A 12,836-nucleotide genomic window follows, 5' to 3' on the forward strand; every position below is an offset into this window, starting at 1 on the left:
GCAGGGAGAACCACCATGTACCAACTCTTCATCGAAGGCCTGCAACGCCTCGGCCGTGCGCTGATGCTGCCGATCGCGATCCTGCCGATTGCCGGCCTGCTGCTGCGTCTGGGTGACACCGACCTGTTGAACATCGCGATCATTCACGATGCCGGCCAAGTCATTTTCGCCAACCTGGCGATGATCTTCGCCATCGGCATCGCCGTCGGTTTCGCCAAGGACAACAACGGCACCGCCGGCCTGGCCGGGGTGATCGGTTATCTGGTGATGATCTCCACGCTCAAGGTGCTCGACCCGAGCATCAACATGGGCATGCTCGCCGGGATCGTCAGCGGCCTGATGGCCGGCGCACTGTACAACCGCTTCAAGGACATCAAGCTGCCGGAATACCTGGCGTTCTTCGGTGGCCGGCGGTTTGTGCCGATTGTCACTGGCTTCGCCGCCGTCGGTTTGGGCGTGGTGTTCGGCTACATCTGGCCGCCGATCCAGCACGGCATCAACGCTTTTGGTGCGCTGATGATGGAAAGCGGCAGCATCGGCGCGTTCGTGTTTGGCGTGTTCAACCGCCTGCTGATCGTTACTGGCCTGCACCACATCCTCAACAACATGGCGTGGTTCGTGTTCGGCAACTTCACCGATCCAACGACCGGTGCTCTGGTGACGGGTGACCTGTCGCGCTACTTCGCCGGCGACCCGAAGGGTGGCCAGTTCATGACCGGCATGTTCCCGATGATGATCTTCGGCCTGCCCGCCGCGTGTCTGGCGATGTACCGCAACGCCCTGCCGGAGCGGCGCAAGGTCATGGGCGGGATCTTCCTGTCGATGGCGCTGACATCATTCCTGACCGGGGTGACCGAACCGATTGAATTCGCCTTCATGTTTTTGGCGCCACTGCTGTATCTGCTACATGCGCTGCTGACCGGGTTGTCGATGGCGATCACCAATGCGCTGAACATCCATTTGGGTTTTACCTTCTCTGGCGGCTTCATCGACATGGTGCTGGGTTGGGGGCGCTCGACCAATGGCTGGTTGGTGATTCCGGTCGGGCTGGCGTACGCCGTGGTGTATTACGCGGTGTTTGATTTCTGTATCCGCCGCTTCAATCTGAAGACGCCGGGGCGTGAGGACGTGGCCGCCACCGAGAAGTCGGTGCTCACGGAAAACGAACGTGCGGCGGCGTACATCAAGGCCTTGGGCGGTGCCGAGAATCTGCTTACCGTGGGCGCCTGCACGACTCGTCTGCGCCTTGAAATGGTTGATCGCAACAAGGCTTCCGACGCTGACTTGAAGGCACTGGGTGCGATGGCCGTGGTACGCCCGGGCAAGGGCGGCAGTTTGCAGGTTGTTGTGGGGCCATTGGCCGACAGCATCGCCGATGAAATCCGCCTCGCCATGCCGGCGCTGGGGCGTGCACTTGTGGCTGCGCCTGCGGTGGTGGTCGAGGAATCGAAAGCTGCGTTGGTCGCTGCACCGGAAGCTCAACAATGGCTGACGGCACTGGGCGGTAGCGAGAATGTGCTGCAACTGGACTGCATCGCGCTGACGCGTATTCGCCTGCAATTGGCCGATGGAAAAGCGTTGTCCGAGGCTCAGTTGAAAGCGTTGGGTTGCCAGGGTGTCAGCCCCTTGGAAGATGGGGTCTGGCATTTGTTGATTGGTGAGAAAGCGGCGAGTTTGAGTGGGGCGATTGAGGCGTTGGTTAATCGGAGTGAGGTCAGCGCCAAGGTTTAACCCTCGGCAAAATTCACCAGCCTCACTGATAAACGGAAAGCCGCTGGGCTGTGGAGCTCAGCGGCTTTTTATCGGGTGTTTACTTGGCGGCGACAACGGTAAACCTGTGTGCTGCGGAAGTGCCAGCCTCTCCTTTGGCCGTGATCGAATGAACCCCCACTGACAACCCTGTCAAGTGAAAGAGCCAATCGCCTGCAGCGTTAGCGGTTACGCGCCCCTTCACAGCAGCATTGTCAAAAATTTCGACGGTATCAGCAGCAGGCGCCAGGCCACTCAACTCAACAGCGGTGGCCGAGGTGGTACCACCGTTTGGAATCTCCGCACCTTTACTGTCTTTTAAAGAGGTAATTACTGGCACAGTATTTTTTTCAGTAGACATAGCAAAATCCTTCTTACCCGTTGTGGTTGGAGGTCTCATCAGATAGAAGTTGGCCGAAGCGCACCACTGTCAGAAATTACAGGTAAGCGGTGGTTTCCGATGATCGGTCATCATCAAGGCAAACCTGGGCATTGAATCCAAAAGTCGGTTGCCGACGGCTCGCTCCCACGCGAGGTCTCAACTCCCCAGAAAGGAGATGAGGTCCGCGACGGGACGAGCCGGTTTGCGATGATCATCCGATGAATCAGGTTTGCGGATCGACCCGGTCCAGCGCGCGGTTTACCGCCAGTTCGGCGAGCATGACGATTTGCTGGATCGCCAGTGCGGTGCTGCGTTGCAGGCCGCTGAGTTCGTTGGCGAAGTTGCTGGCCATGGCACTGGCGCAGGCCAACGATTCGTAGGCGTGGGCCAGCAGGGTTTCGGGGTCGACGTTGGGGTTGACCATGAACATTGTGCTGGGCTGATGCGCCTGAGCGGTTTGCGGAGTGAAGTAGAAATCGACAGCGCGCTTGATGGCTTCACGGTCTTTCGTCAGGTCTTCGACGCGGATAGCGTCTACGGGGGGTGCTGTGGTTTCGTGGGGTGGGTCGGGGATCAGTTTGTCCAAAATTCAACTCCTGCTACGGCGTGTGAAGATGCCATCGTTCGCCGGATCTCACGCGGCAAAGAGGTGGCAGCTATGTGCAGGGTGAGATCCACCGGAGCAGGCAACCGGCCAGACCGAAGTCTGCCCGCACACAGCCGCCATAAAGCAGGCAGCAGATTGAGCTGGCGCCAATTATCGTGGTGTTGGCGCTAGTTGCAAGCATTCCGGGGATCTCACGCCCGGTCGCTGAATTGGCAGCGACAGACAAAGCCTAGAGAGCGGGCGTCCGACGGACAACCTGAAAACCTTGTGGGAAGGTTCTGGTTATTCGACACATCATTAAACAACCAAAAACAAACCCTCTCCCTAGCCCTCTCCCAGAGGGAGAGGGGACTGACCGAGGTGTTTGGTGGATGTACGCCGACGTGAAATACCGAATCGAATTCAGACTCTGAAACAGATCAAAAGCCCCTCACCCCCCCCTCACCCAGAGGAGAAGGGACTGACCGAGGTGTTTGGTGGATGTACGCCGACGTGAAATACCGAGTCGAACTCATATCCTGAAAAGCCCAAAAATCGGCCCCCTCTCCCTCGGGAAAGGGCTGGGCGGTCGGCGTTCCGATGAGGGGCAGCTCCAACACAAATCAAAAACCGAACACCCCGTGCTCTTCACCACTCAACAGGATGAGCGCAAGCTCGGCTGCAGCTTTTGATCTTGATCCACCGGCCCCGTCGGCAGGCTGAGTGGAGGGATTGATCCGGAGGGTGGGAGCGCAGCGACCGTTCGACGAAGTCGAACACATCGAGAGGAGGTGCAGCGAAGCAAACCGGAGGCGATGCGCCCGGATCAATCCCGGAGCGAAGGAACCCCGAGCCTCAGCGAGCGGGCCGAACGTTGGGGCAAGCGTTTTTTGCTTACTTTTTTAGGCGCTTGTAAAAAAGTGAGTCGCCGTAAGGGCGAAACCGCCAGCCGCAGCAACCAAAAGAATGGATATTCACCCAATCAACAAGAGCATGGTCGACTATAAGGGCGCCATCGCCGGCAAGCCAACTTCCACAGTTAAATGAGTTAACCCCTCAAATCGTGGCCAACAAAAAACCCGCAGAATTTGCTTTCCGCGGGTTTACATTTTGCCTCTAGAAACTCATCTGCCACTGCCCGGTCAACGCTTGATTACGACTATTGCTACCCACCTCGGCGTTGTAACCAATACTCAGGGTTTGGCGTGCAGAGATCCCGACGTCCACACCTGCCCCGACTATCAGGCTGTCGCGATCCAAAGCACTGCCCTGGACATTGAACCCGGAGCCACCCAAAACAAAGGCCTGACGGGTTTCACTTTCTACGTCGCCGTAAGTGTGGCGCCAGCCAAGGCTACCCCTCGGCGTTACGCTGATACCGTTCTGCAACTGATTAAGCTGCGCCAGTCGCACGCCGAACGTGCTGCTGAAGTTATCCTGGGTCTGGGAGTCCACGGCCAACGCGGCCAAGCCGCCTTTTTCAGTGAACCCTTCGCGGTGATAACGCTGGTACCCCAGATTGGCGAATGGCTCGACGTTGAGCCGGCCACTGCCCAACAAATAGCCCAGTTCCGCAAAGGCTTGTTGGCTGTCGGCATCGTAGTTGCCTTTTGGCCGGTCGCTGAAGCCTTCGAATTCAACCGTTCGCTTATTATCTCCGTCATGGCCGCTGTAAGCCGCCCCCAGGCGTAACGCCAGAGGCCCATCCTGGCGCATGGCGTACGCGCCGACATGCCAACTGTGCAGCGTGCCCTCGAAGCTATGGCTGTCGAGGTCAGTCTTCGAATAACCACCGAGTACGCCCATGCGCCATTCGGGCGAAAGCGACCAATCCACGCCCAGCACAGTGCCAGCCGTTCGTTGCTCAAAACTGGAATTGCCCTGTTCGCCGTCGAGCTTGCCGTAGCTGCCAATGCCTTGCAGCCATACGCGGCCCGGTGCGCTTGGATCGTTCAGATTGCGAACAGTGTTCGCAACGTCAGTGGCCGCCAGAACTGGGGTCTGCGATGAATCAAGCCCCACCCGCAAGCCGCTATCGCTGCCCATTTGCTGCATCGCTGTACGCATGCTGGTCATTACCGACGAACTGGCGGCCAGTGTGGCGCTGCTCAAATTGGCATTGCTGCCAGCAGCGAGACTTTCGATGGCTGCACTAATGCCTGCAGCACCTTGAGAGATCGTCATGACAGCGTTGTAAAGGACGTTGGACTTATCCCCATTGACCGGAAATCCAGACCCTGGAGGCCCGAAGATCGGGTCGAAATCGAGTGCAGGGCTTATCGTTTGGATACTTTCAGCGGCATGGATACCGTTCGCAGTTCGAGCATAACGACTAAGGTCCAGCTTATGAGGAACGTCCACCCGATTGAAGGCATCGCTGATCGTCTCTGCCGCTCTGACTTGATTGAAAAAACCTCCGGCAACAACCGAGGCCATACATACGGTGAAACGATGACGGGTAAGAAACATGCGAGAAATCCTTTTGTCGTTATGACTCGATCATCCTATATAGCGCTTTGGCATTACCAGCAAAAAGCAGGCAAAAAAAACCGCTGAAATCACTTTCAGCGGTTCTTTTATCAGCGGCCAAAGACTCAGAAATCTTCCAGCCGCCACACCTCATAAGCCGGCGTCTCGTACGGATGACTGAGCTTCAACGCCGCCACAACAGCCACGATCAACTCATCCACCACCACAAGCTCAACCTTCCATTCCTCAACCCGCTCAACCTGCCCCGCCTCGCCAATGAACGGCTGACTGCCGTGCAAAGGCCGAAACTGACCAGACCCAAGCACCTGCCAAGCACAGTGGTCATAGTCCCCGATCCGCCCACCACCGGCAGCGAATACAGCGTCCTTGACCACCTCGACATGACTGTCAGGAACAAAAAACCCGAGCTTGTACACGACGCTTAGTTCACCCAGACACGCGCGTTACGGAACATGCGCATCCAAGGAGCATCCTCGGTCCAGTCTTCCGAACGCCACGAGTTCTGCACCGCGCGGAACACCCGCTCCGGGTGCGGCATCATGATCGTCACACGACCGTCGCGGCTGGTGAGACCGGTAATCCCGCGCGGCGAACCGTTCGGGTTGGCCGGGTAGGCTTCGGTGACCTTACCGTGGTTGTCGACGAAACGCATCGCCACGCAACCCGACAGATCGGCTTCCAGCAGGGCTTCTTCGCTGGAGAACTCGGCATGGCCTTCACCGTGCGCGATGGCGATCGGCATGCGCGAACCGGCCATGCCCTGCAGGAAGATCGAGTTCGATTCCTGGATCTGCACCATCGCCACGCGCGCTTCGAACTGCTCGGAGCGGTTGCGCACGAAGTGCGGCCAGAACTCGCTGCCCGGGATCAGCTCGTGCAGGTTGGACATCATCTGGCAACCGTTGCACACGCCGAGGGTGAAGCTGTCGTTACGCTCGAAGAAGCCCTGGAACGCATCGCGGGCACGGCTGTTGAACAGTGCCGACTTGGCCCAGCCTTCACCGGCGCCGAGGACGTCGCCGTAGGAGAAACCACCGCAGGCCACCAGACCTTTGAACTCGTTCAGGTCGACACGGCCGGCGAGAATGTCGCTCATGTGCACGTCGATCGCGTTGAAACCGGCGCGGTCGAACGCGGCGGCCATTTCCACCTGACCGTTGACGCCCTGCTCACGCAGCACGGCCACCTGTGGGCGGATGCCTTTCTTGATGTAAGGCGCGGCGATGTCCTGATTGACGTCGTAGCTCAGCTTGACGCTCAGGCCCGGGTTGTCTTCTTCCAGCAGCGCGTCGAACTCTTGCTCGGCGCAGTCGGCGTTGTCGCGCAGACGCTGGATCTGGTAGCTGGTCTCGGCCCACTGACGCTGCAGCAGACGACGCTGGCCTTCGAACACGGTGTCACCGTTGAAGGTGATGTTGATCTGGCCATTGTTGATCGGCTGGCCGATCACCGACACACAGTCACCCAGACCGGCCGCGCTGAATTGCGCGAGGATATCCGGGGTGGCGTCCTGACGGACCTGGATCACTGCACCCAGTTCTTCGTTGAACAGGATCGCAGCGATTTCGGCCGAATTTTCGGCAACGCTGTCCAGGTTCAGGCTCAGACCGCAGTGGCCGGCGAACGCCATTTCCACCACGGAGGTCAGCAGACCACCGTCGCAACGGTCGTGGTAAGCCAGCAGGTGACCGTCGGCGTTGAGGCCCTGGATCACCGCGAAGAAGGCTTTCAGGTCTTCGGCGTCGTCGACGTCCGGCGCGTGTTTGCCGAGCTTGCCGTGAACCTGAGCGAGGATCGAGGCACCCATACGGTTCTGACCGCGACCAAGGTCGATCAGGATCAGGTCGGTGGTGCCCTTGTCCATGCGCAGTTCCGGGGTCAGGGTCTGACGGATGTCAGCCACTGGGGCGAAACCGGTCACGATCAGCGACATTGGCGAGGTCACGGTTTTTTCTTCACCGTTGTCGTTCCAGCGGGTGGCCATGGACATCGAGTCCTTGCCGACCGGGATGGTGATGCCCAGTTCAGGGCACAGTTCCATGCCGACCGCTTTCACGGTGTCGTACAGACGTGCATCTTCGCCCGGGTGGCCGGCAGCGGACATCCAGTTCGCCGACAGTTTGATGTCGGAGATCTTGTTGATGCGCGAAGCGGCAATGTTGGTCAGGGTTTCGCCGATGGCCATGCGGCCCGACGCCGGGGCGTCCAGCAGCGCCAGCGGAGTGCGCTCGCCCATGGCCATCGCTTCACCGGTGTAGACGTCGAAACTGGTGGCGGTGACGGCGACGTCGGCCACCGGAACCTGCCATGGGCCGACCATCTGGTCACGGGCCACGAGGCCGGTGATGGTGCGGTCGCCGATGGTGATCAGGAAGCTTTTGCTCGCTACGGCCGGGTGGTGCAGAACGCGTTCGATGGATTCGCTGATGTCGAGGTTCGACGGATCGAAGTCATCGCCCAGCTCGGCTTCGCGAACCACCGAACGGTGCATGCGCGGGGCCTTGCCCAGCAACACTTCCAGCGGCATGTCCACCGGGTTGTTGCCGAAGTGGCTGTCGGTCACGGTCAGTTGCGGCTCGGCAGTGGCTTCGCCGACCACGGCGAACGGGCAACGCTCACGTTCGCAGATCGCCTTGAAGCGCTCGAAGTCGGCCGGGCCGACCGCCAGAACGTAACGTTCCTGGGATTCGTTGGACCAGATTTCGTGCGGGGCCATGCCCGGCTCGTCGTTGGGAATGTTGCGCAGTTCGAAACGGCCACCACGGTCGCCGTCGTTGACCAGTTCCGGGAAGGCGTTGGACAGACCGCCCGCACCCACGTCGTGGATGAAGCTGATCGGGTTCTTGTCGCCCAGCTGCCAGCAACGGTCGATGACTTCCTGGCAGCGACGCTCCATCTCAGGGTTTTCACGCTGTACGGAAGCGAAGTCGAGGTCCGCCGAGCTGGTGCCGGTGGCCATCGAGGACGCAGCGCCGCCGCCCAGACCGATGAGCATCGCCGGGCCGCCGAGCACGATCAGCTTGGAGCCGACCAGAATCTCGCCTTTCTTGACGTGTTCTTCGCGGATGTTGCCCATGCCGCCCGCGAGCATGATCGGCTTGTGGTAACCACGAACTTCGTCACCGTGCGGGGTGCTGATCGATTGTTCGAAGGTACGGAAGTAGCCGGTCAGGGCCGGACGACCGAATTCGTTGTTGAACGCAGCGCCACCCAGCGGGCCTTCGATCATGATGTCCAGCGCGGTGACGATGCGCTCAGGCTTGCCGTACGGCACTTCCCACGGCTGTTCGAAGCCCGGAATCTGCAGGTTGGACACGGTGAAACCGGTCAGGCCGGCCTTTGGCTTGGCGCCACGACCGGTTGCACCTTCGTCGCGGATCTCGCCACCGGAACCGGTGGACGCGCCCGGGAACGGGGCGATCGCGGTCGGGTGGTTGTGGGTCTCGACCTTCATCAGGATGTGCACCGGCTCCTGCACCGCGCCGTACTGGCGGGTTTCCGGATCCGGGAAGAAGCGGCCGGCGACGTTGCCGACGATCACCGAAGCGTTGTCCTTATAAGCGGACAGCACGCCTTCGTTGTGCATCTGATAGGTGTTCTTGATCATGCCGAACAGGCTTTTTTCCTGGCTCTCGCCGTCAATATCCCAACTGGCGTTGAAGATCTTGTGGCGGCAGTGCTCGGAGTTGGCCTGGGCGAACATCATCAGTTCGATGTCGTGCGGGTTGCGCTTGAGACCGTTGAAGGCGTTGACCAGATAGTCGATCTCGTCTTCGGCCAGGGCCAGGCCCAGCTCGGTGTTGGCTTTTTCCAGTGCGGCGCGGCCGCCACCGAGGATGTCGATCGCGGTCAGCGGCTTCGGCTCGGCGTGGCTGAACAGACCGGCAGCCTGTTCCAGATTGCCCAGAACGATCTGGGTCATGCGGTCATGCAGCACGTCGGCGATTTGCTGGGCCTCGGCGTCGCTGAACTGGCCGGCGACGTAGAACGCGATGCCGCGCTCCAGGCGCTGGATCTTGCTCAGGCCGCAGTTGCGGGCGATGTCGCTGGCCTTGCTCGACCATGGCGAGATGGTGCCGAACCGCGGCAATACCAGAAACAGACGGCCGGTCGGCTCTTGTACCGGAACGCTTGGGCCGTACTTCAGAAGGCGCGCAAGCACCTGCTGTTCGTCGCCGGTCAGGACGCCGGTGACTTCGGCGAAGTGAGCGAATTCAGCATACAGGCCACTGACAGCTGGAACCTTCTGGCTCAGTTGCTCAAGGAGTTTGCTGTGGCGAAAGGCAGAAAGGGCAGGAGCGCCGCGCAGGATCAACATCTTCGGGACAGCCTCGGGAAGGGGTGTGCTTTGAGGCCGTGCATTCTAGCCTAAACCGCCCTCAACATCACCCGAAACGCTACGCACGGTTGCACTCGGATATCAATCTGTGTTTCTGCCTTTGAAGTCAAATTTCGAGGGTGTGCGGGCAGCGCTTATTTTTTCTGTCACAAAATGCCGTTCAGCCCCATTCCTGCGGGGTTTCGTGCAGTTTTGTGATCTCTAGCAGACAAGCCCCTCACTGTCGAGATATGGCGCCCGCAGCCGTTTGCGTATACTGCGCAGATGTTTTTCCCAACGGCTTTGCGTCCGCGGTACGCCAGATGGCTGATCGCAACCGGACTCTTCCTGATGCTCGGTGGCTGTGTTGATAAACCCAACACACTCGAGCGCGTAAAGGAGGATGGTGTGCTGCGGGTGATTACCCGTAACAGCCCCGCCACCTACTTTCAGGATCGCAGCGGTGAAACCGGCTTCGAATACGAGCTGGTGAAGCGCTTCGCCGACGATTTGGGTGTTGAACTGAAGATCGAGACCGCCGACAACCTCGACGACCTGTTCAACCAGATCGGCAAGCCGAACGGCCCGGTGCTGGCGGCGGCGGGTCTGGTCAGCAGCGATGAGCGCAAGAAGCAGGTGCGCTTCTCCCACTCCTACCTCGAAGTCACGCCGCAGATCATCTATCGCAACGGCCAGTCGCGCCCTACCGATCCAGGTGATCTGGTCGGCAAAAAGATCATGGTACTCAAGGGCAGCACCCACGCCGAGCAACTGGCGGAGCTGAAAAAGAAGTTTCCGGGCATCGAGTACGAAGAATCCGACGCTGTTGAAGTGGTCGATCTGCTGCGCATGGTCGATGAAGGCCAGATCGACCTGACGCTGGTCGACTCCAACGAAGTGGCGATGAACCAGGTGTACTTCACCAACATCCGCGTGGCCTTCGACCTCGGCGATGCGCGCAGCCAGAGTTGGGCGGTGGCCGCTGGCGAAGACAACAGCCTGCTCAACGAGATCAACGCCTACCTCGACAAGGTGCAGAAGAACGGCACCCTGCAGCGCCTGAAAGACCGTTACTACGGCCACGTCGATGTCCTCGGCTACATGGGCGCCACCACCTTCGCCCAACACTTGCAGCAACGCCTGCCCAAATACGAACAGCACTTCAAGACCTACGCCAAGAAAGAGAAAGTCGACTGGCGCCTGCTGGCGGCCATCGGTTATCAGGAATCGCTTTGGCAACCGGCGGTCACCTCGAAAACCGGCGTGCGCGGTCTGATGATGCTGACCCAGAACACCGCTCAGGCCATGGGCGTGTCGAACCGTCTCGATCCCAAGCAAAGCATCATGGGCGGCGCCAAGTACCTGGCTTATATGAAGGATCAGCTCGACGAATCGATTCAGGAGCCGGACCGCACCTGGTTTGCGCTGGCGGCGTACAACGTCGGCAGCGGTCACCTCGATGACGCACGCAAACTGGCGTCTCGTGAAGGCCTGAATCCGGACAAGTGGCTGGACGTGAAGAAGATGCTGCCGCGCCTGTCGCAGAAGCAGTGGTACAGCAAGACCCGCTACGGCTACGCCCGGGGCGGCGAGCCGGTGCATTTCGTGGCGAACATCCGTCGCTACTACGACATCCTGACCTGGGTGACCCAGCCGCAGCTTGAAGGCGATCAGGTGGCCGAGGGCAATCTGCATGTGCCGGGGATCGATAAGACCAAGCCGGCGCAAGAGCCTGCCCCGCTCTAAAAGCAAAAGATCGCAGCCTTCGGCAGCTCCTACAGGGTTTTGCGTACATCTGTAGGAGCTGCCGAAGGCTGCGATCTTTAGATCTTTAGCCTTTGAGCGCAGCCGCCAGTATCAACGCCTTCATCTCGGACACCGCAGACTTGAACCCGACGAACAACGCATGCGCCACCAGCGCATGGCCGATGTTCAGTTCGTTGATGCCCTTGATCGCCGCCACGGCTTCGACGTTGTGATAATGCAGGCCATGCCCGGCGTTGACGATCAGGCCCTGCGCCAGACCAAACGCCACGCCGTCCGCCACACGCTGCAACTCTTCAGCAACCTCGGTCGGGGTTTCGGCATCGGCGTAACGCCCGGTGTGCAGTTCGATGGCCGGCGCACCGACGCGCTTCGACGCGGCGATCTGGCGCTCGTCAGCATCGATGAACAGCGACACTTCGCTGCCGATCTTCGACAGGCGCTCGACCGCTGCCTTGATGCGCTCTTCCTGCCCCGCTACATCCAGACCGCCTTCAGTGGTCAGCTCCTGACGGGTTTCCGGGACCAGGCAGATGTGCGCCGGACGGATGCGCTCGGCGAAAGCCATCATTTCTTCGGTGACGCCCATTTCGAAGTTCATGCGGGTCTGCAGCACATCCTTGAGCAACAGCACGTCGCGCTCCTGGATGTGCCGGCGGTCTTCGCGCAGGTGCACGGTGATGCCGTCGGCGCCCGCCTCTTCCGCGTCCAGCGCTGCCTTGACCGGATCCGGGTAGCGTGTGCCACGGGCCTGACGCAGGGTGGCGACGTGGTCGATGTTCACGCCAAGAAGAATGCGATTGCTGGTGGTCACGGATGCGCTCCTGAAGGGAAAGATTCGGCGCACAGCATATCAGGGCTTGCGAAATAGCTCGCGGCTGACGAGGGGACGGCCACCCAGATGAACGGCCAGTGCCTGACGCATCAGACGCTTGGCCGCCGACAGCGCGCCGGGAGCGGTCCAGTCGGCTTCGGCCATGGCCAGCAATTCGGTGCCGTTGAACAAACCCGGCTGCAACAGGAAGACACGTTCAAGCCCGGCATCCACTTGCAGACGATAAAGACCGTCCGGCGCGACCGGATCGCTGTGGATATCGGTATTCAGGGAGAAGCCGTAACCGAGATCGTCCAGCAGGCGCCATTCGAACGAGCGCAACAACGGCTCCAGCGGGCGACCTTCGGCCAGGGCCAGCAGTGTTGCAGCGTAATGATCAAACACCGCCGGGTGCGGATCTTCAGCAGGCAGCAGGCGGATCAGCAACTCATTGAGGTAGAGGCCACTGAACAGCGCCTCGCCAACCATCCAGGTCGCGTTGCCGGCACTTTCCATGCGCCCGACATTTTTCAGTTCACCCTTGCCACGAAACTCGACTTCCAGCGGCACGAATGGTCGCGCCAGTGTCCCGGCCTTGCCCCGCGCACTGCGCAACACCGCCCGCAGCCGCCCTTGCGGCGTAAGGAAGTCGACCAGCGCGCTGGTTTCACGGTAGGCGCGCGAATGCAGGACGTAGGCGAGTTGGGCGGGAGATGGGGTTTGCGACATAAGC

General features: G+C 60.1%; 8 protein-coding genes and 1 pseudogene. 2 read left to right on the forward strand and 7 right to left on the reverse strand.

What is annotated here, in order from left to right; all coding sequences use genetic code 11:
• Window positions 1–15: 15 nt before the first annotated feature.
• Window positions 16–1,731: an N-acetylglucosamine-specific PTS transporter subunit IIBC gene (gene nagE, locus ACU680_RS09020; protein ID WP_448179250.1), complete on the forward strand. Its 1,716-nt coding sequence runs from the start codon at window positions 16–18 to the stop codon at window positions 1,729–1,731.
• A gap of 79 nt (window positions 1,732–1,810) precedes the next feature.
• On the opposite strand, the gene ACU680_RS09025 is transcribed toward nagE, so the two are convergent.
• The 5 genes and pseudogenes from ACU680_RS09025 to purL all read right to left on the reverse strand — a co-directional run bounded on the left by ACU680_RS09025 (window position 1,811) and on the right by purL (window position 9,525).
• A complete protein-coding gene (locus ACU680_RS09025) occupies window positions 1,811–2,110 on the reverse strand; it encodes a hypothetical protein (protein WP_448179251.1) in 300 nt (99 codons plus the stop codon).
• Window positions 2,111–2,354: 244 nt separating this feature from the next.
• Window positions 2,355–2,717, reverse strand: a complete 363-nt coding sequence (locus ACU680_RS09030) for a DUF6124 family protein (RefSeq protein ID WP_400760983.1) — start codon at window positions 2,715–2,717, stop codon at window positions 2,355–2,357.
• Window positions 2,718–3,833: 1,116 nt separating this feature from the next.
• Window positions 3,834–4,922: pseudogene (locus ACU680_RS09035) on the reverse strand (autotransporter outer membrane beta-barrel domain-containing protein); the annotation flags it as partial.
• 389 nt (window positions 4,923–5,311) lie between these two features.
• Window positions 5,312–5,623, reverse strand: coding sequence for a YqfO family protein (locus ACU680_RS09040; RefSeq protein WP_367083238.1), 312 nt, complete (start codon window positions 5,621–5,623; stop codon window positions 5,312–5,314).
• Window positions 5,624–5,628: 5 nt separating this feature from the next.
• Entirely contained in the window at window positions 5,629–9,525 is a 3,897-nt protein-coding gene (gene purL, locus ACU680_RS09045; RefSeq protein WP_448179252.1) for a phosphoribosylformylglycinamidine synthase, read from the reverse strand.
• Between the two features lie 285 nt (window positions 9,526–9,810).
• Here purL and mltF point away from each other — a divergent pair, with 285 nt between their 5' ends.
• Window positions 9,811–11,271 (forward strand): membrane-bound lytic murein transglycosylase MltF, encoded by a 1,461-nt coding sequence (mltF, locus tag ACU680_RS09050; protein WP_448179253.1) that lies wholly within the window; start codon window positions 9,811–9,813, stop codon window positions 11,269–11,271.
• Between the two features lie 85 nt (window positions 11,272–11,356).
• On the opposite strand, the gene pdxJ is transcribed toward mltF, so the two are convergent.
• Both pdxJ and recO read right to left on the reverse strand, forming a co-directional pair.
• A complete protein-coding gene (pdxJ, locus tag ACU680_RS09055) occupies window positions 11,357–12,103 on the reverse strand; it encodes a pyridoxine 5'-phosphate synthase (protein WP_008083632.1) in 747 nt (248 codons plus the stop codon).
• A 39-nt stretch (window positions 12,104–12,142) separates the two neighbouring features.
• Window positions 12,143–12,832 carry a DNA repair protein RecO gene (recO, locus tag ACU680_RS09060; RefSeq protein ID WP_448179254.1) on the reverse strand — a complete coding sequence of 230 codons (690 nt, stop codon included), beginning with the start codon at window positions 12,830–12,832 and terminating at the stop codon, window positions 12,143–12,145.
• Between the last annotated feature and the right edge of the window lie 4 nt (window positions 12,833–12,836).

The organism is Pseudomonas sp. LF020 (assembly GCF_053456425.1).